We start from the raw sequence: 26,917 nt of genomic DNA, 5'->3' as shown, positions 1-26,917 counted from the left end.
TCGCAAGCCGGTCATCGAGAGACAGCGCTCACCGTCCTTCCGCTTGCCTTCCGAAATCTGGGGCTGCAGTGTCCTGGCCTTGCTCGATGATCGAGCGGCGGATCTCGCGGGTGCGTGAAAAGAACTCCTCAAGCCCCTGCCCATCGCCGCGCCTGATCATCCGCTGCAGCGCGCTTAGGTCTTCATTGAAACGCCCGAGCATCTGAAGGACAGCGTCCTTGTTGGCGAGAAAAATATCGCGCCACATGATCGGGTCAGACGCCGCGATGCGCGTAAAGTCACGGAATCCGGAAGCCGAGAATTTGATGACTTCGGAACGCGTCTCGTCGCCAAAATCATCCGCCGTGCCGACGATATTATAGGCGATGAGATGCGGCAGGTGACTGGTGAGCGCAAGCACGGCGTCGTGATGCGCGACGCTCATCGTCTCGACGTTCGCCCCTAAACGCTTCCAGAATTCTTTGAGCTTTTCGACGGCCGCGCCATCGGCGTTCTCGGGCGGCGTAAGAATGCACCAGCGGTTCTGAAAAAGCGTGGCGAATCCTGCATCTGGCCCGGAGAATTCCGTGCCGGCGATCGGATGGGCGGGGATGAAGCGCGCGGGTTCGGGAAGATGTGGAGTCATCTGCGCGACGACTGCGCCTTTCACCGAGCCGACATCGGAAACAACCGCGCGCTCCTCCAAATGCGGCGCGAGGCTTCGCGCAACTTCGCCGCAAGCGCCGACTGGCGTGCAAACAATGACAAGATCGGAGCCGGTGAGCGCCTCCGCATGATCCTGCGTTACGACATCGGCCAGACCGAGTTCGCCGCAGCGACGGACGACCTGCGGCGATAAATCCATCACGGCGATATGCCGCGCCGCGCCGAACTGGCGGGCCGCGCGCGCAATCGACGAACCGATAAGGCCGACGCCGATCAACGCCAATCGTTCGCAGACGACGTCAGCCATGAACGTCTGCTTGCGCGTTGTGTCGCGTGCGGGCGCTCTGCATAAATTCAGAGAGCGCTTCAACGACGCGTTCATTCGCCTCTTCTATGCCGACGGTGAGCCGCAGAAACTCACCCATGCCATAGGCGCCGATCGCGCGCAGCACCAGACCGCGCGACGTAAGAAATCGGTCGGCGTCGGCGGCCGTTAGTCCCGGCGTCTCGGGGAAACGGATGGCGATGAAATTCGCGACGCTTGGCAGAACATTGAGGCCGAGCGCCGAAATTTCTTGGGTGAGCCACGGCAACCAACGCGCATTATGCGCGATCGCCGCGTCGAGATGGACGCGATCCGACAGCGCGGCGATCGCCGCGACCGAGCCTGCGCTCGAGACGTTGAACGGCGAGCGTATTCGGTTCAGCGCATCGATCACATGCGCTGGCCCGTAAGCCCAACCGACGCGCAAGCCCGCAAGGCCAAATATTTTTGAGAAAGTGCGGGTCATCACGACATTTTCATGCGCATCGACAAGCGCGACGCCCGCCTCATAATCCTCGCGCAGAACATATTCGGCATAGGCGGCGTCGAGCACGAGCAGCACATGTGAAGGCAGCGAACGCGCCAGCCGCGACACTTCGCTCGCGGGCACGAAAGTGCCGGTCGGATTATTCGGATTGGCGAGAAAAACGATCTTCGTCCTCTCGTTCACACAGGCAAGAAGAGCGTCAACTTCCGCCGTGTAGTTCGTCTCTGGAGCGACGACAGGCGTACCCCCGGCGGCGAGAGTGACGATCTTATATTCCAGAAACCCGTACTGGCTGTAGACGCCCTCGTCCCCCGGACCGACATAAGCGAGCGCAAGCAGTTCCAGAATATCGTCAGAGCCAGCGCCGGCGATGATCCGATCGGGGTTGAGCCCATAGCTCTCGCCGATCGCCTCGCGCAATGCGCGCGACGAGCCTTCAGGATAAATCGCGATATGGTCCGCAATGTCGCGAAGAGCCTCCACCGCGCGCGGCGAAGGCCCCAGCGGCGTCTCATTGGCCGACAATTTGAACACGCGCGCCGCGCCTGGCGCGGCGCTCTTGCCGGGAACGTAAGCGTCGATCGCGAGAACGCTCGGACGAGGAGTTGGCCGCGTCATCATCAACCGCCGGGAACGAAGACGCCGCTGCGGGCGTCATTGAGCTGGAAACGCATGGCGTGGCTGCCGATCACGTCGACGCGCGCGCCCTCCACTCCTGCTTCGGCCATTGCTTTAGCGAAGGATTGCGCGTCGGCGTCACTGGCTGCGGCGACGAGCAGCGCCAGACCTTCAGGATGCGGGGCGCTTGCGAGAATTTCGCCCTTGAGCGTTTGAAACGCGGCCGGCAAAGCGTGAGTCCAGCGCGCGAGGCCGACCGCATAAAGCGTCACGCCCTGCGCCATAGCGTCGGACGCAAGCCGCGCGACGACAAACACCGGCAGACCCGCAGGATGGTTAGGCCGCTCGACGAAGGGCAGGCGTGCGATGATTTTCGGCGCATCCTCGCCGACCAGGCGCATCCACCACGCCCCGTCGGAGAGTCCGCCAGTCGCGCGCAATATCCCCAAATCGCCGGTCGAGGCGGCGACCGCTTCAATCACCGCGCCAGCGCCGTGATGCGCGACATAGGGAACGGTGAAGCCGAAGTGGAAACGCGCGGAATCGCGGATCTGAGCGTCGCCGCCGCTGTCGTCGGCATGCACCGAATAATTCGCCTGGACATAGGTGAAGGTCGAGACGATGACGCGCCAGACGCCCTCGACGGCGTCGAGCGGCAAAGTCCCCTCATGACGTTCGACCAACGCCCGCATCATTTGCGCCTCTCGATCAGGCCGAAAGGCGCAGCCGCCGCCTTGCGCACGCTTGACGGCGATCAGACGATCGATGATCTCGCCGCGCTGCATCAGGAGACGGTGCATGTCGCGGTCGATGCGGTCAATCTCGCCGCGCAGTTCGGCGAGCGTATCCGTGGCGGTCTTCAGCAAAGGCGCTTCCTGCATGGCGCTCTCTCTTAGGCCAGCGTAAGACTGGAGGCAACGAAAGGCGGCAGCCGATTTCCCGCGACCATTGTCCCGAAGGGGTGGTGTGCTATGGTGTGTACATGCAATCACGAACCGCAAAGATCAAGCGCAAGGCGCGCGACGCTTCCGAGACCTTCACCGTAAGAGTTGGTCCGGAAATCAAAAAGCGGCTTGCCAGTCTCGCAGCGAGCACGGGCCGCAGCCGTTCTTTTCTCACGGCTGAAGCCATCGCTGAGTATCTTGACGCAAACGAATGGCAAGTGGCCGGAATTCGTAAAGCCTTGACCTCTCTAGATCGCGGCGCCAGCGTTGAACAGGGCGACGTACGTCGTTGGATCGAGAGTTGGGGAACGCCTGACGAAATCCGTCGCCCGTGAAGATCATTTGGGCGCCCGAGGCGATCGACGATCTCGCAGCCCTAAGAGCATACATCTCGCAAGACAATCCGGCGGCTGCGAGACGCCTCGCACTTCACATTCTCGAGTTGGTCGAGACCGTTCTTGCTGAGAACCCTCATATTGGGCGGCCCGGGCGCGTCCCTGGAACGCGCGAATTCGTCGTCGACAAAACTCCCTATGTCGTCCCTTACCGCGTTAAGGACAAAGCGGTTCAAATTTTGCGCGTATATCACGGCGCGCGGCGTTGGCCTGAGTCGTTATGAACTCAACCCGCCCCTTCCAGCAGCCTTGCCGCGGCGGCGCGCGCCTCTTCGGTGATGGCGGCGCCCGACAGCATGCGGGCGATCTCCTCGCGCCGCTCGCCTTCCGCCAGCACGGCGACGCTGGTCGCGACGCGCTTCTCCTTGCCGGGTTTCGCCGGCGCGCCCTTGCTGATGCGAAGGTGCTGACCGGCGCGCGCGGCGACCTGGGGCGCATGGGTGACGGCGAGCACCTGAGCGCGCGCGGCAAGACGCGCCAGCCTCTGGCCGATGGCGTCGGCGACGGCGCCGCCGACGCCCGTGTCGATCTCGTCGAAAACGAGCGTCGGCGCCGAGCCGCGATCGGCGAGCACGACCTTTAAGGCCAGCATGAAGCGGGCGAGTTCGCCGCCAGACGCGACCTTGGTCAGTGGACCGGGGCGCGATCCCGGATTGGTCTGCACCCAGAATTCGACGCGGTCGATGCCTTCCGGCCCGGCTGACTCTCGATCGCTCGTCACCTGTGTCGAAAAATGCGCGCCTTCCAGCCGCAGCGGCCTCAATTCCGCGTCGACCAGCGCATCGAGTTTTTGCGCCGCCGCCTTGCGCGCAAGCGAGAGCGCTGAAGCCGCGTCGTCATAAGCCCGCTTCGCGTCGGTTAGCGAACGCGCAAGCGCCACAAGCCGCGCTTCGGAAGCGTCGAGCGCCGCGAGATCGTCGGAGAATTTATCGGCAAGCTTCGTCAGATCGGCGACTGCGACCTGATGCTTGCGCGCGACGCCACGCAGCGCGAACAACCGCTCCTCGACGCGCTCCAATTCCGCCGGATCGAATTTCGTCTCGGTGAGCGCCCGTTCAAGCGCCTCTTCGGCAAGACCCAAAGCGTCGACAGCTTGCGTCAGCGCCCGCGCAGGCGCGTCCAACAATTGCGGCGCCTGCGCCAAACGCCGCTCCAAGCGGCGCGCCGCCTGGGTGATTTCTCGCGCCGGAGACCCATCGTTTGAAAAAGCGGCGAGCGCGTCGGAAATGTCCGCAGCGACCTTTTCGGCGCGCTGCATGAAGAGTCGCCGTTCGGAAAGCGCTTCTTCCTCGCCCGCCTGCGGCGCAAGCTCCGAAAGCTCGGCATGCGCATGGCGCAGATATTCGGCGTCGGCGCGCGCCTTGGCGACGCGTTCTTCTTCTTCAACGAGCGCGCGTCGCGCCGCCTGCCAGGAGCCATAACGCGCGCGAACGTCATTCGCTTGCGCAACCAGACACCCATGTGCGTCGACAAGCGCGCGATGCGCGCTTGGATCGACGAGGGCGCGTTCGTCATGCTGACAGTGAATCTCGACAAGCTCGCGCCCGATGGCGCGCAGCGCCTGCGCCGTCGCCGGCTGGTCGTTCACGAAGGCGCGGGTGCGGCCGTCCGCCGACTGCACGCGGCGCAACACCAGTTCGTCTTCGCTCGCGAGCCCAAATTCGCGAGCGGCGAGATGCGCGGGATGCTCCGAAGGCGTATCGAAGACCGCTGTCACCTGTCCCTGTTCGCAGCCGGCGCGAACGAGCGACGCGTCGCCGCGTCCCCCGAGCGCCAGCACGAAAGCGTCGAGCAGGATCGACTTTCCCGCGCCGGTCTCTCCGGTCAACGTCGTCAGACCCGACGCGAACTCGAGGTCGAGCGCGTCGATCAGCACGATGTCGCGAATGGAAAGACGAATCAGCATGAGGCCTTGCTCAAGCATTCCTGGCGTGTAGAGGCGACGAATCCACGGCCGCGACGCATGGACGCGGCGCGATTATAGTCGTGAGCGACCGTTTCCAAATGGAGATTTTCGTGGGCGATCTCGGCATTGACGACATCCGCGCCCTGCTAAGCGCAAAGCCGAGACCGGTCGGCTGGCCGGCGCGGCGCGCCCGTATCGAGGAGGTGGGCGCCGCTTGGCCTGCCGCGCCGGATATTTTGCTCGAATCGATTTCGATCGACGGCATGCCCGCCGAATGGTCTCGAGCGCCGGGAAGCGACCCGTCGCGCGCGCTCATCTTTTTTCACGGCGGCGGCTATTGCTCGGGCTCGATCGTCAGCCATCGCCGAATGGCGACGGAAGCTGGACGCGCCGCGCGCGCCCGCACGCTCGCCATCGCCTTCAGGCTTGCGCCCGAACATCCATTTCCCGCCGCCTATGACGATGCGCTTACGACCTGGCGATTTCTCCGCGAGCAAGGATTTCATGCGAAGCATATTGCGGTCGGCGGCGACAGCGCCGGCGGCGGGCTGACGCTTGCCTTGCTCATGCGCCTGCGCGACCTCAATGAGGCGCTTCCCGCCTGCGCCTGGCTCGTTTCGCCGTGGACCGATCTCACGCTCTCCGGCGAAACGCTGACGACGAAGGATAGCGTCGACCCGCTGCTGCATAGATCCTACCTTGAGGAACTTGCGCAGGCCTATGCGCCGCAAGGAGTCGATCGCCGCGATCCGCGCGTTTCTGCGCTCTTCGGCGATTTCACGGGCTTGCCGCCGCTCATCGTCCAAGTGGGCTCGAATGAAACGTTGCTCGCCGATTCGACGCGACTCGCAGCGGTCGCGGGCGCGGCCGACGTCTCCGTCACATTGGAGGTTTGGCCGCGCATGATTCACGCGTGGCACTTATGGAATGCGCGGCTCGAAGATGGCCGGCGCGCGCTCGCGCACGCCGGCGCATTTATGCAGGCGCGCTTTTCGGCGATAGACAGCTAGATTGCGTGCAGCGTCTTGCCAATCTTGGACAGCCAGGAATCGGTGTGTTCGTGCGGCTCCAGACCGTCGCTCTTCAGCAAAGCGTGAGCGTCCTTATACCACTGCGAATCCGGGTAGTTGTGGCCCAGAATGGCGGCCGCCGTCTGCGCCTCATTGGTCACGCCCATGGCGAGATAGGCTTCGGTAAGCCGATAGAGCGCCTCCTCAGTGTGGCGCGTCGTCTGATATTTGCCGAGAACGTCATGGAAACGGTTGATCGCGGCAGGGTAATTCTTGCGGGTGAGATAAAAGCGCCCGACGTTCATCTCCTTGGCGGCGAGTTGGTCGCGCGTCACCTGCATCTTGTATTTTGCGTCGTTCACATATTCAGATTTCGGAAATTTTTGAACGAGCTGCGCGAAAATCTCCAGCGCCTTCTCAGCCGATTGCTGATCGCGCATGACGTCCGGCACCTGATTGTAGAAGGACATCGCCGCCAGGTAGTAGACGTATGGCGTGTCGGGAGAATTTGGATAAAGGCCGATGTAGCGCTGCGCTGACTGCACGGCGTCGTCGTATTTGGGATGCTCATACTGAGTGAAAGTCACCATGAGCAGGCCCTTGCGCGCCCAGTCCGATGATGGATAGTGCTTCTCCAATTCGCCAAATTTCTTCGCCGCGCCCTCGTAATCCTTCGCCTTCAGCTTCGCCAAGCCAGCATTGTAAAGATCGTCCGCGGGAATATCGGGCGTGATCTCGGTCTGATATTTCGTGCCGCCCCCGCCAAAAAGGCCGAATCCGCTGGTGATCGAGTCCATAAGGTCGGCGCGGGCCGGAGAAGCGCCGATCGATAAGGCCGACGCCAAAGCCAAAAAACCGAATGAACGAGCGAAAACCGTCATTTATTGCCCCATTGCAGCGCCATGCGACGCCAGCGCGTCGGACGCCTTTCAAGCTCAATTAGCCAAATCCGCCGCGGGGCCCCCTGCCCTGCGCCTAGAGCGCTTCCCGATCACATGGAACATGTGCTCGATAAGGAATCGCTCAAAATCAAAACCTTGGAGCAGGTTCTCATCGAAAAAGTCTGTCAACTTTTTCGGAACCCGCTCGAAAGCCGCGGCGGCGCGCCGCGCCTTTTTGCGGTCGGCTGAAAGAAGAACCTTCATCTGGCGAGATTATGGCGAGAGGCTTCGGCCCGTCCCCGCCGCGCGTTTATTGCGCGCGCCGTCGAATTCGGGCGCCAGGGCGCCGGATCGCGCTGCAGCTTCGAGCAGCGCGATATTGAGGCCATGCCCGCCGCGATAGGAACGGAAGGCGCCGATAATCGGCGCTCCAGCCAGCGCGAGATCGCCCACGACATCCAGCATCTTATGACGCACGCATTCATCGGCGAATCGCAACCCATGAGGATTGATCGCGGCGCGCTCATCAAAAACGAGCGTATTGTCGAGATTGGCGCCCAACGCGAGACCTTCCCGCCAAAGTCGCTCGGCGTCACGCAGGAATCCAAAACTACGAGCGCCTGCCAATTCGGTTCGGAATATTTCGGGCGTCAGCTCGAGGACCCGGCGCTGGCGGCCAATCGGCCCCGGGAAGGCGATTTCCACATCGAGTTGGAGGCCGGTTTCCGCGGGACTAAGCTCCGCCCAGCCGGCGCCGTCTGATACGCGCACCGGCTTCGTAACGCGCAACGCGCGCCGCGGCGCAGGAAGCGCGACGACGCCGGCCTCGTCGATCGCCGAAACGAAGTCGCGAGCGGACCCGTCCATCGCCGGAACTTCATCGCCGTCGAGCACAATGAAGGCGTTGTCGACGCCAAGCGCCGCCAGCGCGGCCATCAGATGCTCGACCGTCGACACGCTGGCGCCATCGCACGCGAGACGCGTGCGCAATTTCGATGCGTCGACGCAGGACCAATGCGCTTCGATTTCCGCTCCTGCAACGCTGAAAATAATCCCGACGTCACCGCCGCATGGCGCGAGCGTTAGGCTGACGCAATGACCGCCGTGCACGCCCTGGCCGGCGATTCTAACGCTCCGGGCGATCGTCTGCTGAACTGCTGGCGCAGCCGCGCCTACAGGAAGCGCTGCGCAGGGCGCGCGCGACGCGAGTCGGCGAGAATCCGAGCGAATGGCGCAACCCTCCCCTAAAGCCCGCGCGGAAGATAGCAAATCCGAGCGTGGCGGCTCCAGTCACGGTTTCCTACAGTTTGTTACAAACGGTGACGCCCAAAAGAAAAGGCCCGCGAGGCGGGCCCTTTCCGATTGTTTGAGAGGCTCAGTGATTGGCCTGTCGGCGCAGGAAGGCTGGGATCTCCAGATGATCCTCCTCAGCGGAGCGAGGCTGCAGCGGGCGACGGCCGTGTGGATCGAGCGACGCATGCCCTCCAGAGCCCGCCGGCGGCGGAGCGACGGGACGCTTGCCATATTCGGCATGGGTCGCCGACGGCTGAGCGCTCCCCGGGGCCATTTGCGGGCGAGGCCCCGACGCCGCGGGCGCGCTCTGCAGACCGTCTTCCTGGCGGCTCGCGCCAAAGGAAGCGAGACGCTCGAAGATCGATTTGCGGCGATGATCGCCGCCGCCCATCTGCTGACGCAGCTGATCCTGGATCGGCTGGGGGAAATCTTCGATCTGCGGCATGCGCGACGCGCGGGGCTGTTCCGGCGCAGGCGGCACATAGGCGCCGACCGGCGCCTCGGGGCGCACAGCGTCCAAACGCGGCTCGCTATAAGTGGGCCGCGGCGGCGCCGGCTCAAGATAGACGCCATGCGCCTGCGCCGACTCGGCATAATAGCTGTCCGCGGTCTGCGGCTCCTCCCTGTGGAGCATGACGGGCGTCGGTTCGACAACCGGCGCGGACTGCTGGGCGCGGGCCTGCTGCAACTGGTTGCGCAGGCGCTGGGCGGCTTCTGCAAGACGCGATTCGCTCGTCGGATCGTCGGCGGTGATTGCGGCGAGATCGATGCCGGTTGCGACGACGGAGACGCGCACCACGCCTTCGAGCGATGAATCGAATGTTGCGCCCAGAATGATGTTGGCGTCCTCGTCGACCTCTTGGCGAATACGGCTTGCCGCCTCGTCGACTTCGTAAAGCGTGAGGTCGTGGCCGCCGGTGATGGAGATCAGCAGGCCGCGCGCGCCCTTCATCGACACTTCATCGAGCAGCGGATTCGCGATAGCCGCTTCCGCCGCGAGATTGGCGCGATTTTCTCCCGTGGCTTCGCCGGTGCCCATCATCGCCTTGCCCATGCCGCGCATGATCGAGCGGACGTCGGCAAAATCGAGGTTGATGAGGCCCTCTTTGACCATCAGGTCCGTAACCGACGCCACTCCCGAATAGAGAACCTGATCGGCCATGGCGAAGGCGTCGGCGAAGGTCGTTTTTTCCGTGGCGATGCGGAAGAGATTCTGGTTCGGGATAACGATCAGCGTATCGACGCATTTTTGCAGTTCGGAGATGCCCGACTCTGCGATGCGCAGGCGACGCTGGCCTTCAAAATGGAAGGGCTTGGTGACGACGCCGACGGTGAGGATGCCCATCTCGCGCGCGATCTGCGCGATCACCGGGGCGGCGCCCGTGCCGGTGCCGCCGCCCATGCCGGCGGTGACAAAGCACATGTGCGCGCCGCCGAGATGCTCGCGAATTTCTTCGCGCGCCTCTTCGGCCGCCGCGCGGCCGACCTCAGGCTGAGCGCCCGCGCCCAAACCTTCCGTCACTTGCAAGCCCATCTGAATAATTCGTTCCGCCTGCGATGAAGCGAGCGCCTGCGCGTCCGTGTTGGCGACGAGGAAATCGACGCCCGACAGACCGGAGGAAATCATGTTGTTGACGGCATTGCAGCCGCCGCCGCCGACGCCGCAAACCATGATGCGGGGCTTCAATTCCCTCAATTCGGGAGCTTTAAGGTTGATCGTCATCTGCCAGGCCTCTCACCATTCGTCCACGACTCGGCGCTCGTTATCCTTCGCCATTGGACGCCCGGTCGCCGAACGCGTCGTCCTCGGCAATCATGCTCGGCGTGCTGCTGTCGGCGCGCCGGTTGAATGAATCACTTCCGCGCGATTCTAGAAGCTTTCTCTTAACCATCTCCCTACGCGCGTGATGTATCCGTCCGTTCCTGTCGCCGCGCGCTCGATCCGGCGCGGCTCGAAATATTCGTGCGCGGCGACCTGCGGATAGACGAGCAGTCCAGCGGCCGCCGCGAAGGCAGGAGTCCTCGCCGATTCCGGCAGACCCTCGACGCCAATCGGACGCCCCACCCGCACCTGGCCGCCGAGAATGCGGCGCGCGGCTTCAGCGACGCCCGTGAGCTGACTTGCGCCGCCAGTCAGGACGATGCGGCGGCCGGGGCCGCTCGGATGGCCGGCCTTAGCCAAGCGGTCACGGAGGAATTCAAGCGTCTCCTCGACTCGCGGGCGGATGATGCGCACGAGATGCGATTTCGGCGCATGCGCTTTGTGATCGCTCTCGCCGACGTGATCGAAGGAGATGGTTTCGCGCTCATCAGAGATCGAAGCGATCGCCGACCCGTGAAAGGTCTTCAGACGCTCCGCGTCGGAGAGCCGCGCGTCAAGCCCGCGCGCGATGTCCATGGTGACGTGACCGCCGCCGAGCGCGACGGCGTCAACATAAATCATCTCGCCTCTGGCGAAAACGGCGACGGAGGTCGACCCGGCGCCCATATCGACGACGACGACGCCCATCTCGGCTTCATCGGGTTCGAGCGTCGAGAGAGCTGCGACATAAGGCGCAGCGGCCATGCCCTCGACGCTGAGATGGCCACGCTCGACAGCCATGATCAGATTGCGGGCCGCAGCCTGATCGCAGGTCGCGACATGGAGATCGACTCCGAGCTCCTCGCCAATCATGTCCTTGGGCTCGCGGATGCCCGACACGCCGTCGAGAGAGAAGCCGGTGGGCAGCGAGTGCAGGGCAATGCGGCCGCGATGGAGATGATGCGCGGCCGAAGCCTCGAGAACGCGATGAATGTCGTCTTCGGCGACTTCGCGGCCGCCAATGACGCGTTTCGCCTGGAAGTGCTCCGACGACAATCTGCCGCCCGCAGCCGTAACGACGACGCGTTCGATCTGCATGCCAGCCATGCGTTCGGCGGCGTCCACCGTCTGTCGTATCGCGGTGTCGGCCGCGTTCATGTCAACCACAAAGCCATTCTTTACGCCTAGGGAGCGCTGATGGCCGATGCCGACGATGCGGATTCGGTGGGTGCGCCAATCGCCGGGCGCTATGGCGCCAAGCGGCGTCAGCCGCGCGATGAGGCAGGCGATCTTGGACGTGCCGACGTCGAGCGCCGCAAAAGTCGCGGAACGTCGCGGCGAGAGCGGCTTCATGCGTGGAGGGATGATGGGCAAAATCATGCGGCTAACCACCACTCTTCGACGATTTGCGCGGCGCCGTCTGAGCCTCGCGCGTCGCCGCGGCCTCTTCCGTCAACCGCACGCTCACGCGATCAGGAATTCGCAAATCAACAAACATCACGTCCTTATCGAGAATGCGGGCCTCTCGCTGCAGCCGCGCGAGCGTTTCCAGCGCTTCGGCCGGACCGATCTCCGGCAACTTCACCGTCACGCCGTTCGTCATCTCGAAGTTCCAGCGGCGCCCAGCGACGAGCACGCCAGCTTTGATCCGATGCGAAAGATCCCCGGCCTTTGTCATCAGCATGAGGAACTCGGGTAGCCGTTTTTGCGCGCCTTCGCCGACGACGAACGGCAGTCCGAGATAGCGCTGGTCGCGCAATTCATCGATCGGCACGCCGTCTTCAGAGATGACGGCGACACGTCCATCGCGCTGCCACAAGGCGCTCGGCTGGCGTTCTTCGATCGCGATCACGAGGCGGCTGGGATAGAGCTTCATCACCCGCGCTGATTTCACGAGCGGGACCTGCATCAGTCGATCGCGCACCGCAGTCGCATCGAGGAAGGGCAAAGAGTTCCGCAGACCAACGCCTGCGGCGTCGAGGAGTTCGCGCTCGCTCAAACGCGACTGGCCCGTAATGGTGACGGCGGAAATCGGAAAGCCGGCGACGCGCGCCGCGATGTCGTAGAGTTCGCCCTCGCGCGCGACGAGATCGGTGTAGCCGCCATTCTCAATGAAGCCGGCCGCGCCGACAAAGACGAAGAGCGCGATCGTCGCAAGCGAGCCGACGCCCGGCCGGCCCAGAAGCGCCAGGCGCGAGAGGAGGCGTCCGCCGCGGCGTTTACGCGATGGCGCGCGCGGCGCAACGGCGGCGGGAGCGCTCGCAGAGGGAACCGACGTAACGGCGACCACCGCGGCTAGGGCATATGAGGATTCACCGGGGACGATAGGGACGAGCGAATGCCGAGCCGCAAACGACTCCTTCAACGATCGCAGGATGCGTCTTCCACCATCCATTTGACCAGCTCGCCGAACGAAAAACCTGCGTAAGCCGCCATTTCTGGCACGAGCGAGGTCTCCGTCATTCCCGGCTGAGTGTTGACTTCCAATACGACGAGTTCGCCCGTACCTCCGGGGCGGTCGTCGTATCGGAAGTCCGCGCGGCTTACGCCGCGACAGCCAAGAGCTCGATGAGCCTCAAGGGCCAAATGTTGAACCTCTTGGTAAATATTCTGTTTAAGATTCGCCGGAAGGACGTGTTTCGAGCCCCCTTTGGCGTATTTTGCGTGATAGTCGTACCAACCGCCGTCGGCGGCGAGAATTTCAATCACGTCCAGAGCCTTGTCGCCCATGACGGCGCAGGTGAGTTCGCGTCCCGCGATAAACTGCTCCGCAAGCATCATGTCGCCGTGCGACCAATCCTCTCGCCATAACTCCTGAGGAGGATGCTCTTGGCCCTCATGGATGATGAAGACCCCGAAGGAGGAGCCTTCGGAGACGGGCTTGAGCACATAGGGAAGTGGCAGCGCATGCGCTTGGGCGGCCTCCAGCCTGTGCAGAACGCGCCCTCGCGGAACGGGAACGCCTGCGGCCGCCATCACCGTCTTCGCCACGTCCTTTTTCATCGCCACTGATGAGGCAAGCACGCCGGAATGCGTGTACGGGATGCGCAGAAGCTCCAGCACGCCCTGAATGCAGCCGTCCTCGCCAAACTTTCCATGGAGCGCGTTAAAGGCGACGTCTGGTTTGAGCGATGAAAGGACATTCGCGACGTCATGTCCGGCGTCGACGCGGGTAACGCGAAATCCCTGCTCCTCGAGAGCCTTCGCGCAGGCTTCGCCCGACCGCAAAGAAATTTCGCGTTCAGCGGAAAGTCCGCCCATCAGAACGGCGACGTGTTTGGTCATGACTTGAATATCCGATCGAGCGCGCCGTAGATTGGCGCAAAAATCCGCAAGACGGCCTCGCGACCCAGTGGCGATCACTTCACGCGACGCCTATTCGCTTGATCTCCCAATACAGATCGACGCCGCTCGTCTCACGCACGCGCCGGCGCACCTCTTCGCCAAGCGTCTCAATATCGGCGGCGGTGGCGCGTCCGCGGTTGATCAGAAAATTGCAGTGCATTTCGCTTACCTGCGCGTCGCCGACGACAAGTCCGCGACAACCGGCCGCGTCGATCAACTGCCACGCCTTTGCGCCCTCAGGATTCTTGAAGGTTGACCCGCCGGTCTTTTCCTTGATCGGCTGCGAGGCTTCCCGCGCCGCCGTGATGCGCTCCATCTCGGCGATGATCATCGCCGGATCGCCTGGCCTTCCCTGATAAAGCGCTTGAGTGAAGATCACATCCTCCGGCGCCGAGCAATGGCGGTAGGAATAGCCGAGATCGGCGTTGGCGAAAACGCGTATGTCGCCGGCGCGGTCGACGCCGCGCGCTTCGATGAGCGCATCCTTCGTCTCGCCGCCATGCGCGCCGGCGTTCATCCGCAGCGCGCCGCCGATCGCGCCGGGAATGCCACGATAGAAGGCCAGACCGTCGATGCCCGCTTCGGCGGCGGCGCGCGCCGCCTTCACATCGGGAACGGCGGCGCCGACTCGCAGCCTGCAGCCGTCTTCGACGATGATATCGCCGAAGCCCTTGGCCGAAAGCCGAATGACAACGCCTTCGACGCCGGCGTCGCGCACAATGAGATTGGAGCCGAGTCCAATCACGGTAACGGGAATGTCTTTCGAGAGATGGGCAAGGAAGTAAGCGAGATCGACTTCATCGGCCGGCATGAACAGGATCTGCGCCGGCCCCCCCACTCGAAACCACGTATAGGGCGCGAGCGGTTCATTCGCCGTGAGCCGTCCACGCAGTTGAGGCATGGCGGCGGCGACATCGGCGGAAATGTCGGGAAAGGTCACGGCTTCTTCCCCGCCGCAAGCTGCTCCGGCAGCGCATAGGCCCATTGCGTGATGTTGCCAGCGCCGAGACATACGACATAGTCGCCCGGCGCGACGATCTCGCGGACCATCGCTGGAAGAACTTCCGGCGATGGAAGCCCCAAAGCGCGGCGATGGCCATGCGCCTTGATCGCCGAAACGAGCGAGTCGCGATCGACGCCATCGATCGGCGCCTCGCCTGCAGGATAAACGTCGGCGACGATGACAACGTCGGCGTCGTTGAAACAGGTGGAGAACTGGTCAAACAACGACTGCAGCCGCGTGAAGCGATGCGGCTGCATCAGCGCGACGACCTTGCCCTTGGTTGAAGCCCGCGCGGCGCGCAGCACGGCGGCGATTTCGACCGGATGATGACCGTAGTCATCGAAAATCTGCACGCCATTCCATTCGCCGGTCTTGGTGAAGCGGCGCTTCACGCCGCCAAAGCCCGCGAGCGCCTTGCGGATCTGTTCCGGCGATAGCCCAAGCTGATTGGCGACAGCAATGGCGGCGGTCGCATTGAGCGCGTTGTGATGGCCCGGCATCGGTAGCAGGAGATTTTCAAGATAGATCGCCTGTGCGGTCTTGCGGTCGCGCAAGAGCACGTTGAACTTACAGACGCCGCCCTCGAGATTGACGTCGAGCAGCCGCACATCGGCCTGCGGATTTTCGCCATAGGTAATGACGCGGCGATCCTCGATGCGGCCGACGAGCTCCTGCACCGTCGGATGATCGAGGCACATCACCGCGAAGCCGTAAAAGGGAATATTCTCCACAAAGTTACGGAAGGCTTCCTTGATGGCGTCGAATGTTTGGAAATGATCGAGATGCTCGGGATCAATATTGGTGACGATGGCGACATCCGCTGGCAATTTGAGGAATGTGCCGTCGCTCTCGTCGGCTTCGACAACCATCCATTCGCCGGCGCCAAGACGCGCATTCGTGCCATAGGCGTTGATGATACCACCATTGATCACCGTCGGATCGAGACCGCCGGCGTCGAGCAGCGTCGCGACAAGCGAGGTCGTCGTGGTCTTGCCATGCGTGCCAGCGATCGCGACGCATTGCTTGAGGCGCATGAGCTCGGCGAGCATTTCGGCGCGACGCACGACTGGAAGACGTTTTTCGCGCGCCGCCACAAGTTCGGGATTGTCGCGCTTGATCGCGGTGGAGACGACGACGACAGCGGCTTCACCGAGATTTTTTGCGTCGTGCCCGATGCTGATTGTCGCGCCCTTTTCAACGAGGCGCTTTACATTAGCGTTTTCCGCTGCGTCGGACCCTTGCACCTTGTAGCCGAGATTAAGCAGCACTTCGGCGATGCCCGACATGCCGATGCCGCCGATGCCGACGAAGTGAATTGGCCCAAGCTCTCGCGGCAGTTTCATCCTTGTCTCCGTCTCGCGACGTTTTCTCGCGCAACATCGATGATCAGATCGGCGAGGCGATCGGCGGCGTCGGCGACGCCTACCTGCTTAGCGGCTTCGGCGCGCGCGGAAAGTTGCGCTGGCGCACTGATGAGTTCGCTCAGCCGCCGCGTCAAAAATTCCGGCGTGAAATCGCTTTGGCGCACGGTTTCCGCGCCGCCGGCCTGCTCCAAAAAAGCGGCGTTCGCCGCCTGATCCTGATCGAGCGCGTGCGGCAGCGGCACCAACATTGCTGGTCGCCCAATGACTGCGAGTTCTGAGACCGTCGACGCGCCGGCGCGGGCAATGACGTAATGCGCCGCGGCGACCCGCGCCGGGAAATCGGCGAAGAAGGGCGCAATCTCGGCTCTGACCTTGACACCGGCATAGATCGCTTCGACGCGCTCGATATCTTCGGGGCGCGCTTGTTGAACGACGGTTATTCTTGCTCTCAGAGCCTCAGGAAGCGCTGCGACCGCCACTGGCACGATGTCCGCCATCACACGCGCGCCTTGCGAGCCGCCCGCGACAAGTAGACGGAAGATTCCATCGTCAAGGGTCGGATAAGGCGTCTTCGCGGCCTCGAGCACATTGGGACGCACCGGATTGCCAGTGACAACGACCTTGTTTTGCACGGCCGGGTGTACGACGAGAGTCGGCAGGCCGGCGGCAATCCTGTCCACGCGGCCTGCGAGGAAGCGATTGGCCTTGCCCATCACGCCATTCGCTTCATGCAAGGCGCTCGGCACGCCCAGATAGGACGCCGCAAGCAAGGGCGGCACGGTCGGATAGCCGCCGAAACCGATCACCGCGGCGGGCTTCACCTGTCGCAGGAGCGCGACCGCCTGCGCTGTGCCGATGGCGAGACGCGCCACCGCCTGCGCCTTGGCGAAGAGCGAGCCGCCACGCGGCGTTCCGGCGGGGATCACATGCATGGCCCTCGCGGGAAAATTGCCGCCGTAGCGCAATGCGCGCTCTTCGGTGACGAGCTCCGCCGCCACTCCTCGCGCAGCAAGCGCATGCGCGAGCGCCTCAGCCGGAAAAAGATGGCCGCCAGTGCCGCCAGCGGCGAGGAGAATCGGAGAATCCTTCATGACAAGGCTTTTATCACGCGGCGGCGGGAGCGCCCGTCGCGGCAAGCTCGCTCAAAACGCGAGCGCGTGGCCGCTTGCGCGTGACAGCGAGCAAAAATCCCATGCCGAGCGACAACGAAATAAGCGAAGAGCCGCCATAGGAGACGAAAGGCAGCGTCATGCCCTTGGCGGGCATGAGGTGCACATTCACCGCCATATTGATGCAGCTCTGCAAGCCGAAGAGCATCACGAGTCCCGCGGTGGCGAAACGGCAGAATGGGTCGCTGTTTTGCGCCGCCGAGAAGAGCCCCCGCACAACGACGAAGGCGAAGACCGCAGCGAGCGCGATGCAAACGAGAACGCCGAATTCCTCGCCAATAACGGCGAAGATGAAATCGGTGTGCGAGTCTGGAAGGATGCGCTTGATCACCCCTTCGCCGGGACCCTTGCCGAACCACGATCCGGCGATGAAGCTCTCGAGCGCCGTCTCCGACTGAAAGTTGGCCGGCACGCCTGCGACCGGCGGCGGCGGCTCCAGGAAGCTCTCGATGCGCGCATGAACATGCGGCACAAATTTATAGGCGAGCAGCGCTGAGACGCCGCCCAATCCGCCAAGGCCGACAACCCATATCCAGTGCAGGCCGGCCATGAAGAACAGCGCCGCCCAAACGATCGAAATCAGCATCGTCTGGCCGAAGTCAGGCTGCAATATCAACGGCACGATCGTGATGGGCATTAACAGAAGAGCGATCAGATTCCCGGGAACGTCCTTGCGCCGCGCTCCTTCGGAAAAAGCCCACGCGACAAGCACGACGAAGGCGGGCTTGAGAAACTCCGATGGCTGGATGCCGAAGATCCACCGCTTCGCGCCCTTCACTTCCTGACCGTAGAAGATCGTTGCGATGACGAGCGCAAGCGAAATGACGAAGATTACCAGCGCAAGGCGGCGCACGTGACGCGGCGAGAGAAAGGACGTCGCGATCATCACGACGAGCGCCGGAAGAAGATACATCACCTGTCGGTTGACGAAATGGAATGTCGGCAAATGCAGCCGTTCGGCCACTGGCGGGCTGCCAGCCATGGCAAAGACGAGGCCGGCGACGATCAGCAGTGCAAGACTCGCCAGCAGCCAGCGATCCACCGTCCACGCCCAGTCCGAAAAAGGGGTTCGTTCAGCGCGCGAGATCATCTCAGCCCTCCTTTTCGCGCCGCGATGACGGCGGGGAGCCCCTCAACGAGGCCACGAAACGCATCGCCGCGCGCTTCGAAATTAGCGAACTGGTCATAGGATGCGCATGCCGGCGACAGCAGCACCACGGGTTCCGGCGCGCCTTCCGCGAGCGCGTCGAGCGCGGCGCGCGTCGTCGCCACGTCAAGCGTTCCGCATCGCTCAAAAGGCAGCGCTCCCTCAAGCGTGCGCGCAAAATCGTCGGTCGCCTCGCCGATCAGATAGGCTTTGCGTATGCGCGAGAAGTGCGGCCGCAGCGGCTCGACGCCGCCCGCTTTCGATCGGCCGCCGAGAATCCAGTAGATGTCGGTGAAGCTCGTCAGCGCTTTTTCGGCGGCGTCGGCGTTGGTCGCCTTTGAATCGTTGATGAACAGCGCACGCTCGATGCGTTTAACTTCCTCCATGCGATGCGGCAGGCCAGGGAAGCTTAGCAAACCGCTCGCAATCTCATCATCGTCCAGTCCGCACTCCCACGCGGCCGCGGCGGCGAAAGCGGCGTTTTGCGCATTATGCGCGCCGCGAAGCGCGCGTGCGCCTTTAAGCGAACCGATCAGCTCGGCTTCATCGGGCGGATGCCCATGCTCGCGGAAATAGACGCTTCGATCCTCGACATAGAAGCCCCAGTCGAGCGCGCGTTTCGCCGACACAGGCATAACACGCTTATCGGGCGACGCCGTTGCGGCGAGACGCGCGCCGACCGCGTGGCAATAGGCGTCGTCGACGCCGACAAGCGCCACTTCGGCCGCAGCGACAAGCCGCTCCTTGATGGCGGCGTAATTTTCAATCGTTCCGTGACGGTCGATATGGTCCGGCGTGACGTTGATCAAAACGCCGATGGTCGGCGCCAGCGATGGCGCAAGATCGATCTGAAACGATGAGCATTCAATGACGTGAATGCGTTCGTCCGACGGCGGCTCGAGGTCGAGAATCGGCACGCCTATATTGCCGCCGAGCTGCACGTCCCGTCCGGCCTCGCGCAAGATATGCGCGATAAGCGCCGTCGTCGTCGATTTGCCGTTTGTGCCGGTGATGGCGATGAAGGGCGAGCCCCCGGCGCGCGCTTCGCGCTCGCGGCAGAACAGTTCGACGTCGCCGATGATTTCGACTCCGGCTGCGTTCGCCGCCTGCACAGTCCAGTGCGGCTCGGGGTGGGTCAGCGGCACGCCGGGAGAAAGGACGAGCGCATCGAAGCCGCTCCAATCCGCCACAGCGAGGTCCTCGAGCGCTATGCCTTGCGCGACCGCCTTGAGCCGTCCAGCCTCGCCATCGTCCCAAGCGGCGACCTCAGCGCCGCCGGCGATCAATGCGCGAGCCGTCGAGAGGCCCGAGCCGCCGAGGCCGAAAAGCGCGACGCGCTTGTCCTTGAACGTCTCGACCGGCGTCATCGTCACCTCAGCTTCAAGGTCGAGAGGCCCATCAGAGCCAGGACAAAGGCGATGATCCAGAACCGGATGACGATCTGCGGCTCCTTCCAGCCCTTTTGTTCGAAGTGATGATGAATCGGCGCCATCAGGAAAATGCGCTTGCCGGTGAGCTTGTAATAGACGACCTGGATGATGACCGACGCGCCTTCGAGGACGAAAAGGCCGCCAACGATGACAAGCACGAATTCCTGCTTCACCGCCACCGCCACCGAGCCGACGAGTCCGCCCAGCGCCAGCGAGCCGGTGTCGCCCATGAAGATTTGCGCCGGCGGCGCGTTAAACCACAGAAAGCCAAGTCCCGCGCCGATGAAGGCGGAACAGACAATCGTCAGTTCGCCGACGCCGGCGACGTAATTGACGCCGAGATAATTCGAGAAGATCGAATTGCCGACGAGATAAGCGAAGATCGCAAAGGCGCCTGCGGCGATCATCGACGGCACGATGGCGAGGCCGTCGAGTCCGTCAGTCAGATTAACGCAATTGCCGGCGGCGACGATGACGAATGCGCCAAAGAAAATGAAGAGCGGCCCGAGCGTCGCGACATAGCCCTTCACCATCGGGATGGCGATGTTCGTCATGTTCTCGCCGCCGGCCTTCGTCATCAAATAACAGGCGACGCCGGCGATAACGAATTCGAGCGCTAATCGCAGCTTGCCGGAGAAGCCGGCGTGTGATTGTTTCGTCACCTTAAGATAGTCGTCATAAAAGCCAATGAGGCCGAAGCTTACGGTGACGAAGAGCACGATCCACACATAAGCATTGCGCAAATTCGCCCAGAGTAGCGTCGCTGCGAGCAGCCCCGAGAGAATCATCAGGCCGCCCATCGTCGGCGTGCCTTTTTTGGTGATGAGATGCGAAGCCGGTCCGTCCTCGCGGATCGGCTGGCCCTTGCCCTGTTTGATGCGCAACGCGGCGATCACGCCCGGCCCGAAGAAGAAGACGAAAAAAAGCGCCGTCGCCGCTCCCATGGCGGCGCGGAACGTGATGTAGCGGAAGACGTTTAGCGGACTGTAAAGATGAGAAAAGTCCGCAAGCAGCGTCAGCATCGTTTCTCCTCAGTTCGCCATCTCGTCGGCGAATGCGTCTTTCAAAGCCGAGACGATCCGCGACATGCGCGAACCATTGGAGCCCTTCACCATCACCACATCGCCGGGCCTGATGGCGGCAAGCACCGCCTCTTCCAGCTCCAGCGGCGTCGCCCGATGCGCGGCGCGCATGGTATCGGGAGCAGCGTAACTTAAGCGCGACATCAACGGTCCCGAGGTGAAGAGCAGATCGACCTTGGCGTCGATAAGGTCTGGCGCGAGTTCGGCATGGAGTTCGGCCGCCTGGGGTCCGAGCTCCAGCATGTCGCCGAGCACCGCAATACGCCGCCCGCCCGGTCCCGTCGCCGCGCCGCCGAGAAGTTGCAGCGCCGCGCGCATCGAGGTCGGATTGGCGTTGTAGCTCTCGTCGATGAGCGTAAACGCGCCATCCCGCGTCGATATCTTCTCGCGCTGACCGCGTCCGGTCGGCGGCTTGAATTCGGCGAAAGCCCCCGCAGCCTCTTCCAAATCCACATCGAATACGGCGCCGACGAGCAGCGCCGCGAGCGCGTTCATGGCGACATGCTTGCCAGGCGCGCCGATGCGGAAGCGCAGACGGCGTTCGAAAATTTCCGCCTCGACGAGCGCGCCTTCGTCGACGGTCTCGTATGACAAGAGACGCGCATCGGCGCCCTCCGTCTCGCCGAAGCTGAAGACATGTCCGGCGGTCGGCGCCGCAGCAGCAGCGAGACGCTCGTAAAACCCGTCGTCGCGATTGATGATGGCGACGCCGCCGTCGAGCGCCGGGAAGATTTCCGCCTTGGCGTCGGCGATCTTCTCGATTGACCCGAAATATTCGAGATGAACGGGCGCGATGCGCGTGACGACGGCGACGTGTGGGCGCACCTGAGCGACGAGCGCGGCGATCTCGCCCGCGTGATTCATGCCGAGTTCGAATACGCCGTAGCGCGACTCCGCCGGCATGCGCGCGAGCGTCAGCGGCACGCCCCATTGATTGTTGTAGGACGCCGCCGACGCATGCGTGTCGCCGAAACGCGACAGCATGAGCCGGATCATTTCCTTCGTCGACGTCTTGCCGACCGAGCCGGTGACGGCGACGATGAAAGCGGCGCTCCGTTCGCGCGCACGCTGGCCGAGCGACTCGAGCGACTGTTGCACGTCTCTGACGACGAAAAGCGGACCGGCGCCGGAGAGTTCAGGCGCATGCGCTTCATCGATCACCGCCGCCGACGCGCCTTTTTCAAAAGCCGTTCGCACGAACTCATGGCCATCGCGCGTTTCGCCTTTGATGGCGAGGAACATATCGCCCGGTTGAAGCGTGCGCGTATCGATGGAAACGCCAGAGGCTTCGCGCGCAAGGCCGCCACTGACGCGCGCGCGCAGCGCGCCGACCAGCGCCAGTCCCGACCATAGCGGCTTCCGGGTCATGGATGATGCTCCTTTAGCGCCTGCGCAATGGCCTCATGATCGGAGAAAGGCAAAACGCGGTCGCCGACGATCTGCCCCGTTTCGTGGCCCTTGCCGGCCACCACGAGCGCGTCGCCTGTTTGAAGTTCCGCCACGGCGTTGGCGATCGCCGCGCGCCGATCCCCGATCTCGATGATCTGCGCCGCGCCGCCGCGGGTTCCTTGAAGGATTTCCGCGCGAATGGCGGCCGCGTCCTCGCTGCGCGGGTTGTCATCAGTGACGATGGCGACATCAGCGGCTCTCGCGACGATTTCGCCCATCAGCGGGCGTTTGCCTCGGTCGCGGTCGCCGCCGCACCCGAAAACGACAATCAGGCGATTTTTTGTCAGCGGCCGCAGGGTGGCGAGCACTTTTTCCAGCGCGTCGGGCTTATGGGCGTAGTCGACGAAGATCGGCGCCCCCTTATGCTGGCCGACGAATTCGAGCCGCCCCGGCGCGCCCGTGAGCGCTTCGAGCGCCGCAAAGACTTTCTGCGGGTTATCGCCGCTTGCAATAGCGAGGCCGGCGGCGACGAGCGCGTTTGAGACCTGGAATGCGCCGGCGAGCGGCAGATTCACTTCGTATCGGGCGCCGTCATGGCTGAGCCGCAGCGATGTTGCGAGGGCGGACGGCGTCGCCGAAAGTAGTTTGATCGTTTCGCCTTTCGAACCGACGCTGAAAATCTGGAGACCTCTCGTGCGGCAGATGTCGATAACGCGGGACGCGACGTCGCTGTCGGCGTCGATCACCACGGTCTGTCCAAACTGCAGCAGCGTATCGAAAAGCCGCATCTTCGCCGCGAAATAGTCCTCCATGCTCGCGTGATGATCGAGATGGTCGCGCGAGAAATTGGTGAAGCCGGCAACAGCGACGCGCACGCCGTCGAGCCGCCGTTGATCGATGCCGAGCGACGACGCTTCCATCGCGAGATGCGTGACGCCGCGCCCCGCGAGGTCCTCCAGCATCTGATGCAGTTCGACGGGCCCCGGCGTCGTCAGCGCGCCGTAATGGGCGCCGCGCGAGTCCACGATCCCGACTGTGCCGAGCGACGCCGCATCATGTCCAAGCGCGGCCCAGATCTGGCGCAGGAAGGCGACGACCGATGTCTTGCCGCTCGTGCCTGTCACGGCGGCGATCGTCGAGGGCTGACGAGGCAAGAAGCGCGCCGCCGCGAGCGCCAAGGCGCGCCGCACGTCGTCGACGACGATAAGCGGCAGCGGACATTTGGCGGCGCGTTGCGCGATGACGACGCTGGCGCCGCGCGACGCCGCGTCAGCGACGTAAGACATGCCGTCGCCTGCATGACCCGGAATTGCAAAAAAAACGAAGCCGTCGCGCGCCATTCGACTGTCGGCCGTCAGGCCAGCGATCTTGAGCCCGCGCAGGGCGGGCTCAAGATCAGGCGTCGCGAGCAGTTCCGAAAGCAGCATCAATGCCCTCCCCCGCCGCGGGCGGGAATATTGGCATAGCCATAACCCAGTTTGGCGAGGAGGGGGAAAGGCTGGTGCGGCGGCTCGAAGCGGGGGGCGAGCCCGAGAATGGGCCCGACGCGCTCGATGATCTCGCCCGTCACCTGGCCGGCGTTATAGGCGGCGGTAGCGTAGCCGCCGGTTTCCGGCAGGCCCTGAGGTTCGTCCATGATGGTGAGGAACAGATATTTGGGCTTATCCGATGGGGCCACCGCCATAAAGGTCGTAAAAAGCTTGTTCTTCGAATAGTGCCCGTTGACGACCTTTTCCGCTGTGCCTGTTTTTCCGCCGACGTAATAGCCGGCGATATTCACCTTTCGCGCCGTGCCGATTTCGGCGTTGAGGCGCATGAGATAGCGCATCGCTTCGCTCGTCTCCGGCTTAACCACGCGTTCTGCGTTCGCTCTCGCTTCTTCTTCGGTGCGCCTGATGAAAGTCGGCGCCATAAGATAGCCGCCGTTCATCAGCGCGCTGACCGCCATCATCGCCTGTAGCGGCGCCACGGCGAGGCCATGACCGAAGGCGATGGTCATAGTGTTCAACTCGCCCCAATTTTTTGGCACGATCGGCTCGGCGCTTTCGGGCAGTTCGGTGCGCATGCGCGTGAGTTGGCCCATCTTGCGCAAGAACGCCTTGTGCCGCTCCACGCCCTGGCCCATCGCCATACGCGCGACGCCGACATTGGACGAATAGGTGAAAACTTCCGGCAGAGTGAGCGCGCGATTTTGCGCGTGATAATCATGAATCTTGAAGCGGCCGAACGAAAGCACGCCGCGCGCGTCAAGCCTCGAGTTGAGATTAACCTTGCCGGAATCGAGCGCCATCGCGATGGTCAGCGCCTTGAAGGTCGAGCCCATCTCATAAACGCCGACATTCATGCGGTTGATGTGAATCGGATCGAGCGCGTCGGTCGGCTTGTTCGGATCGTAATCGGGGAGCGACGCGAGCGCGATCACCTCTCCGGTGTTGACGTCCATGATCGCCGCTGCGCCCGCCTTCGCCTTAAAGTGAATGACGCCCTTTTCGAGCTCGTCGCGCAGCGCATGCGTCGCGCGTATGTCGAGCGAAAGCGCCACGGGCTTTAGGTCTTCAGCCGCCGCGCCAAAGCCGGCGCCATGCAGATCGGCGAGCCCCTGCCCGTCGAGATATTTCTCGATGCCGGCGATGCCCTGATTGTCCACATTGGCGAAGCCGAGCACATGCGCGCCGATTGGGCCATTCGGATAGACGCGCTTATTCTCGGCGATCAATCCGACGCCCGGCAGTCCGAGATGAAAGATTTCGTCGCGCTGATGCGGCGTCACCTCGCGCTTCACCCACACAAAGCCCTTTTTGGAGGCGAGCCGCTCACGCAACTCGCGCGCGTCGAGCCCCGGCAAAACGGCGGTCAAAAGCTCGGTCGCTTCATCCTTGTCGATGAGACGGCGCGGCTCGGCAAAAACCGACATCACCTTGACGTCGCTTGCGAGCACTTCGCCGTTGCGATCGAGGATGTCGGGGCGCGAAGCCGCGACCGCCTCCGCCGCCGCGCGCCGCGTCGTCGCCGCTTCCGGCTTAAAGCCCAGATAGACGAGCTTGATCGCAATTACCGCATAAAGCACGAGGAAGCCCAGCGCCGCAAGGCGCATACGCGACGCGCTCAGAGCGAGACTTGTCGAGAATACGGCGCGCAGTAGCATGCGCATTCTGCGCGCTGGCGATGTTTGCGTATCGAACGTCGTCTGCGTCATGGCTTGCGTCGCTCTTGGCTCTGTCCCTGCGCTTTGGGCGTCGTCGTCGATGCGCCGCCGGCGACTGGCGGCGTCGCCGGCATGCTCAATCCTAACGAGTCGAGCTTTTGGCCGATGGAGTCGACGCGCGGCGATCGCTCGGGCAGAGATTGCGCGCTGACGATCTGCGTCGCGTCGAGCCGCTTCATGCCTGTAAGATAAGCGTCGGCGAGCTGCTGAACGCGCTCTGGCCGCGTCATATAGGCCCATTCGGCGCGCAGCACCGCAATGGCGTCGCGCTCCTGCCTAATCTCGATATTCGTTTTGGCGATCTGTTCGGCGCGATAGCTCGTCTGATATTTGATCGAATAGGCGTAAACCGCCGACCCGACGAGCGCGAGAACCGCGATGATGTTGAGGAGCCGCAGCATCAGGCTTTTCCCTTGTCGCGATCGGGCAGGCGAACAAGCCGCGCGAGCCTTGGGTCGAGCGGATGTGGCGGCGCCATTGTGCGCGTCGCGTGGCGCAATTTGGCCGAGCGCGCGCGCGGATTGGCCGCCGTTTCGGCGTGTGTGGGCGTGATCGGTTGACGCCCTTCGCAGATGAAACTCGGCGCCGCCGGCGCGATTTCGCCGGGAAGTCGGCGTGACCCGGTTTCGCCACGGCCGCATCGTTCAGCGAGAAATTGTTTGACGATGCGATCCTCGAGCGAATGAAAGGTCACGACGACGAGCCGGCCGCCTTCGGCGAGAAGCCGTTCGGCGCCAAGCAAACCATTCAGTAATTCTTCGAGTTCGTTATTGACGGCGATGCGCAGCGCCTGGAAGCTCTTGGTCGCCGGATGAATGTCGCCCGGACGGCTGGGCGCCACGCGTTCGATAAGTCCTGCGAGCGCTCTTGTCGTTTCGAACGGCGCAATTTTACGATCATTGACAATCGCCCGGGCGATGCGCCGCGCGGCGCGCTCCTCGCCGAAGAAATACAGAATGTCCGCGAGAGTCTCTTCTTCCGCTTCATTGACGATGTCGGCGGCGCTTCGCCCGCGCCCCTCCATGCGCATGTCGAGCGGACCCTCGGCGCGAAAAGAAAAGCCGCGCGCCGCTTCGTCGAACTGCATCGACGAGACGCCGATGTCGAACACCACGCCGTCGACCGGCGCGAAATTTTTCGCGCGCGCGATGTCCACGAGTTGAGAGAAGCGCGCTTCGACAAGCGTGAACCGTCCATGCATCTCATCGACAAGCGCCTGACCGGCTGCGACTGCGTTCTGATCGCGGTCGAAAGCAAGAACGCGCGTTTCTGGCTGCGTGAGTATGGCGCGCGTATAGCCGCCGGCGCCGAACGTCGCGTCGATGTAGCGCCCACCGGCGCGGACGGCGAGCGCGGCGATCGCCTCGTCGCGCAGCACTGGAATATGCGGCGCCGACGTCATCATCATGCTCCTCATAAGACGGCGCGCCGCGCGAGATGGCAGGCGGCGCGACGCTGTGCGCTCGGCGAGCGCTGGC

24 protein-coding genes are annotated in these 26,917 nt (G+C 63.3%); 3 read left to right on the top strand and 21 right to left on the bottom strand.

Annotated elements, in window-relative coordinates:
• Nucleotides 1–28: 28 nt before the first annotated feature.
• The 3 genes from FEV16_RS02555 to FEV16_RS02545 are packed head-to-tail and all read right to left on the bottom strand — an operon-like array spanning nucleotide 29 to nucleotide 2,956.
• Complete coding sequence (locus FEV16_RS02555) at nucleotides 29–952, bottom strand: prephenate/arogenate dehydrogenase family protein (protein WP_138166017.1); 924 nt, start codon at nucleotides 950–952, stop codon at nucleotides 29–31.
• Nucleotides 945–2,075, bottom strand: coding sequence for a histidinol-phosphate transaminase (gene hisC, locus FEV16_RS02550; RefSeq protein ID WP_138166458.1), 1,131 nt, complete (start codon nucleotides 2,073–2,075; stop codon nucleotides 945–947). Before hisC ends, FEV16_RS02555 begins: the two co-directional genes overlap by 8 nt.
• Nucleotides 2,076–2,077: 2 nt before the next feature.
• Complete coding sequence (locus FEV16_RS02545; RefSeq protein ID WP_138166016.1) at nucleotides 2,078–2,956, bottom strand: chorismate mutase; 879 nt, start codon at nucleotides 2,954–2,956, stop codon at nucleotides 2,078–2,080.
• A gap of 101 nt (nucleotides 2,957–3,057) precedes the next feature.
• On the opposite strand from FEV16_RS02545, the gene FEV16_RS02540 reads away from it, so the two are divergent.
• Together FEV16_RS02540 and FEV16_RS02535 are read left to right on the top strand one after the other, a co-directional pair.
• Nucleotides 3,058–3,354 (top strand): CopG family ribbon-helix-helix protein, encoded by a 297-nt coding sequence (locus FEV16_RS02540; protein WP_138166015.1) that lies wholly within the window; start codon nucleotides 3,058–3,060, stop codon nucleotides 3,352–3,354.
• Complete coding sequence (locus FEV16_RS02535; protein WP_138166014.1) at nucleotides 3,351–3,638, top strand: type II toxin-antitoxin system RelE/ParE family toxin; 288 nt, start codon at nucleotides 3,351–3,353, stop codon at nucleotides 3,636–3,638. Before FEV16_RS02540 ends, FEV16_RS02535 begins: the two co-directional genes overlap by 4 nt.
• A gap of 2 nt (nucleotides 3,639–3,640) precedes the next feature.
• Here the strand turns inward: FEV16_RS02535 and recN are convergent, their stop codons facing one another.
• On the bottom strand, nucleotides 3,641–5,320 hold the full coding sequence (gene recN / locus FEV16_RS02530; protein ID WP_138166457.1) for a DNA repair protein RecN: 1,680 nt from the start codon (nucleotides 5,318–5,320) through the stop codon (nucleotides 3,641–3,643).
• Between the two features lie 98 nt (nucleotides 5,321–5,418).
• On the opposite strand from recN, the gene FEV16_RS02525 reads away from it, so the two are divergent.
• Nucleotides 5,419–6,330 (top strand): alpha/beta hydrolase, encoded by a 912-nt coding sequence (locus FEV16_RS02525; protein ID WP_138166456.1) that lies wholly within the window; start codon nucleotides 5,419–5,421, stop codon nucleotides 6,328–6,330.
• Here the strand turns inward: FEV16_RS02525 and FEV16_RS02520 are convergent.
• The 17 genes from FEV16_RS02520 to rsmH all read right to left on the bottom strand — a co-directional run bounded on the left by FEV16_RS02520 (nucleotide 6,327) and on the right by rsmH (nucleotide 26,856).
• Nucleotides 6,327–7,211 carry an outer membrane protein assembly factor BamD gene (locus FEV16_RS02520; protein WP_138166013.1) on the bottom strand — a complete coding sequence of 295 codons (885 nt, stop codon included), beginning with the start codon at nucleotides 7,209–7,211 and terminating at the stop codon, nucleotides 6,327–6,329. The genes FEV16_RS02525 and FEV16_RS02520 overlap by 4 nt on opposite strands.
• 273 nt (nucleotides 7,212–7,484) lie before the next feature.
• Nucleotides 7,485–8,480, bottom strand: a complete 996-nt coding sequence (lpxC, locus tag FEV16_RS02515) for a UDP-3-O-acyl-N-acetylglucosamine deacetylase (RefSeq protein ID WP_281404837.1) — start codon at nucleotides 8,478–8,480, stop codon at nucleotides 7,485–7,487.
• 106 nt (nucleotides 8,481–8,586) lie between these two features.
• Nucleotides 8,587–10,227, bottom strand: a complete 1,641-nt coding sequence (gene ftsZ, locus FEV16_RS02510) for a cell division protein FtsZ (protein WP_138166012.1) — start codon at nucleotides 10,225–10,227, stop codon at nucleotides 8,587–8,589.
• Nucleotides 10,228–10,374: 147 nt separating this feature from the next.
• Entirely contained in the window at nucleotides 10,375–11,685 is a 1,311-nt protein-coding gene (ftsA, locus tag FEV16_RS02505; RefSeq protein WP_138166011.1) for a cell division protein FtsA, read from the bottom strand.
• Nucleotides 11,686–11,689: 4 nt separating this feature from the next.
• Entirely contained in the window at nucleotides 11,690–12,700 is a 1,011-nt protein-coding gene (locus tag FEV16_RS02500) for a cell division protein FtsQ/DivIB (RefSeq protein WP_138166010.1), read from the bottom strand.
• A complete protein-coding gene (locus tag FEV16_RS02495; protein WP_138166009.1) occupies nucleotides 12,667–13,590 on the bottom strand; it encodes a D-alanine--D-alanine ligase in 924 nt (307 codons plus the stop codon). Before FEV16_RS02495 ends, FEV16_RS02500 begins: the two co-directional genes overlap by 34 nt.
• Nucleotides 13,591–13,669: 79 nt before the next feature.
• Nucleotides 13,670–14,590 carry a UDP-N-acetylmuramate dehydrogenase gene (gene murB, locus FEV16_RS02490; RefSeq protein ID WP_138166008.1) on the bottom strand — a complete coding sequence of 307 codons (921 nt, stop codon included), beginning with the start codon at nucleotides 14,588–14,590 and terminating at the stop codon, nucleotides 13,670–13,672.
• Entirely contained in the window at nucleotides 14,587–15,996 is a 1,410-nt protein-coding gene (gene murC, locus FEV16_RS02485; protein WP_138166007.1) for a UDP-N-acetylmuramate--L-alanine ligase, read from the bottom strand. The genes murB and murC overlap by 4 nt, the downstream gene beginning before the upstream one ends.
• A complete protein-coding gene (gene murG, locus FEV16_RS02480) occupies nucleotides 15,993–17,108 on the bottom strand; it encodes an undecaprenyldiphospho-muramoylpentapeptide beta-N-acetylglucosaminyltransferase (RefSeq protein ID WP_138166006.1) in 1,116 nt (371 codons plus the stop codon). Before murG ends, murC begins: the two co-directional genes overlap by 4 nt.
• A 13-nt stretch (nucleotides 17,109–17,121) precedes the next feature.
• Entirely contained in the window at nucleotides 17,122–18,276 is a 1,155-nt protein-coding gene (locus tag FEV16_RS02475) for a putative peptidoglycan glycosyltransferase FtsW (protein WP_138166005.1), read from the bottom strand.
• Nucleotides 18,273–19,700 (bottom strand): UDP-N-acetylmuramoyl-L-alanine--D-glutamate ligase, encoded by a 1,428-nt coding sequence (gene murD / locus FEV16_RS02470; RefSeq protein WP_138166004.1) that lies wholly within the window; start codon nucleotides 19,698–19,700, stop codon nucleotides 18,273–18,275. The genes FEV16_RS02475 and murD overlap by 4 nt, the downstream gene beginning before the upstream one ends.
• A gap of 2 nt (nucleotides 19,701–19,702) precedes the next feature.
• Entirely contained in the window at nucleotides 19,703–20,785 is a 1,083-nt protein-coding gene (mraY, locus tag FEV16_RS02465) for a phospho-N-acetylmuramoyl-pentapeptide-transferase (RefSeq protein ID WP_138166003.1), read from the bottom strand.
• Between the two features lie 9 nt (nucleotides 20,786–20,794).
• Nucleotides 20,795–22,213 (bottom strand): UDP-N-acetylmuramoylalanyl-D-glutamyl-2,6-diaminopimelate--D-alanyl-D-alanine ligase, encoded by a 1,419-nt coding sequence (locus FEV16_RS02460; RefSeq protein WP_138166002.1) that lies wholly within the window; start codon nucleotides 22,211–22,213, stop codon nucleotides 20,795–20,797.
• Nucleotides 22,210–23,661, bottom strand: coding sequence for a UDP-N-acetylmuramoyl-L-alanyl-D-glutamate--2,6-diaminopimelate ligase (locus FEV16_RS02455; RefSeq protein WP_138166001.1), 1,452 nt, complete (start codon nucleotides 23,659–23,661; stop codon nucleotides 22,210–22,212). Before FEV16_RS02455 ends, FEV16_RS02460 begins: the two co-directional genes overlap by 4 nt.
• Nucleotides 23,661–25,430: a penicillin-binding protein 2 gene (locus FEV16_RS02450; protein ID WP_138166000.1), complete on the bottom strand. Its 1,770-nt coding sequence runs from the start codon at nucleotides 25,428–25,430 to the stop codon at nucleotides 23,661–23,663. Before FEV16_RS02450 ends, FEV16_RS02455 begins: the two co-directional genes overlap by 1 nt.
• The gene (locus tag FEV16_RS02445; RefSeq protein WP_138165999.1) at nucleotides 25,427–25,840 is read right to left on the bottom strand and encodes a hypothetical protein; all 414 of its coding nucleotides are present in this window, start codon (nucleotides 25,838–25,840) and stop codon (nucleotides 25,427–25,429) included. The genes FEV16_RS02450 and FEV16_RS02445 overlap by 4 nt, the downstream gene beginning before the upstream one ends.
• The gene (gene rsmH / locus FEV16_RS02440; RefSeq protein ID WP_348639967.1) at nucleotides 25,840–26,856 is read right to left on the bottom strand and encodes a 16S rRNA (cytosine(1402)-N(4))-methyltransferase RsmH; all 1,017 of its coding nucleotides are present in this window, start codon (nucleotides 26,854–26,856) and stop codon (nucleotides 25,840–25,842) included. Before rsmH ends, FEV16_RS02445 begins: the two co-directional genes overlap by 1 nt.
• Nucleotides 26,857–26,917: the final 61 nt, after the last annotated feature.

This window comes from Methylocystis sp. B8, from assembly GCF_005771425.1.
GTDB lineage: Bacteria > Pseudomonadota > Alphaproteobacteria > Rhizobiales > Beijerinckiaceae > Methylocystis.
Note: the sequence above shows the minus strand (reverse complement) of the source record. Positions and strands in the feature narration are given on the sequence as shown.

Bases quoted from the DNA above. Each gene is read 5' to 3' on its own strand.
- FEV16_RS02555 (WP_138166017.1), bottom strand. From the start codon at position 952: ATGGCTGACGTCGTCTGCGAACGATTGGCGTTGATCGGCGTCGGCCTT.
- hisC (WP_138166458.1), bottom strand. From the start codon at position 2,075: ATGACGCGGCCAACTCCTCGTCCGAGCGTTCTCGCGATCGACGCTTAC.
- FEV16_RS02545 (WP_138166016.1), bottom strand. From the start codon at position 2,956: ATGCAGGAAGCGCCTTTGCTGAAGACCGCCACGGATACGCTCGCCGAA.
- FEV16_RS02540 (WP_138166015.1), top strand. From the start codon at position 3,058: ATGCAATCACGAACCGCAAAGATCAAGCGCAAGGCGCGCGACGCTTCC.
- recN (WP_138166457.1), bottom strand. From the start codon at position 5,320: ATGCTGATTCGTCTTTCCATTCGCGACATCGTGCTGATCGACGCGCTC.
- FEV16_RS02525 (WP_138166456.1), top strand. From the start codon at position 5,419: ATGGAGATTTTCGTGGGCGATCTCGGCATTGACGACATCCGCGCCCTG.
- FEV16_RS02520 (WP_138166013.1), bottom strand. From the start codon at position 7,211: ATGACGGTTTTCGCTCGTTCATTCGGTTTTTTGGCTTTGGCGTCGGCC.
- ftsZ (WP_138166012.1), bottom strand. From the start codon at position 10,227: ATGACGATCAACCTTAAAGCTCCCGAATTGAGGGAATTGAAGCCCCGC.
- ftsA (WP_138166011.1), bottom strand. From the start codon at position 11,685: ATGATTTTGCCCATCATCCCTCCACGCATGAAGCCGCTCTCGCCGCGA.
- FEV16_RS02500 (WP_138166010.1), bottom strand. From the start codon at position 12,700: ATGGATGGTGGAAGACGCATCCTGCGATCGTTGAAGGAGTCGTTTGCG.
- FEV16_RS02495 (WP_138166009.1), bottom strand. From the start codon at position 13,590: ATGACCAAACACGTCGCCGTTCTGATGGGCGGACTTTCCGCTGAACGC.
- murC (WP_138166007.1), bottom strand. From the start codon at position 15,996: ATGAAACTGCCGCGAGAGCTTGGGCCAATTCACTTCGTCGGCATCGGC.
- murG (WP_138166006.1), bottom strand. From the start codon at position 17,108: ATGAAGGATTCTCCGATTCTCCTCGCCGCTGGCGGCACTGGCGGCCAT.
- FEV16_RS02475 (WP_138166005.1), bottom strand. From the start codon at position 18,276: ATGATCTCGCGCGCTGAACGAACCCCTTTTTCGGACTGGGCGTGGACG.
- murD (WP_138166004.1), bottom strand. From the start codon at position 19,700: ATGACGCCGGTCGAGACGTTCAAGGACAAGCGCGTCGCGCTTTTCGGC.
- mraY (WP_138166003.1), bottom strand. From the start codon at position 20,785: ATGCTGACGCTGCTTGCGGACTTTTCTCATCTTTACAGTCCGCTAAAC.
- FEV16_RS02460 (WP_138166002.1), bottom strand. From the start codon at position 22,213: ATGACCCGGAAGCCGCTATGGTCGGGACTGGCGCTGGTCGGCGCGCTG.
- FEV16_RS02455 (WP_138166001.1), bottom strand. From the start codon at position 23,661: ATGCTGCTTTCGGAACTGCTCGCGACGCCTGATCTTGAGCCCGCCCTG.
- FEV16_RS02450 (WP_138166000.1), bottom strand. From the start codon at position 25,430: ATGACGCAGACGACGTTCGATACGCAAACATCGCCAGCGCGCAGAATG.
- FEV16_RS02445 (WP_138165999.1), bottom strand. From the start codon at position 25,840: ATGCTGCGGCTCCTCAACATCATCGCGGTTCTCGCGCTCGTCGGGTCG.
- rsmH (WP_348639967.1), bottom strand. From the start codon at position 26,856: ATGAGGAGCATGATGATGACGTCGGCGCCGCATATTCCAGTGCTGCGC.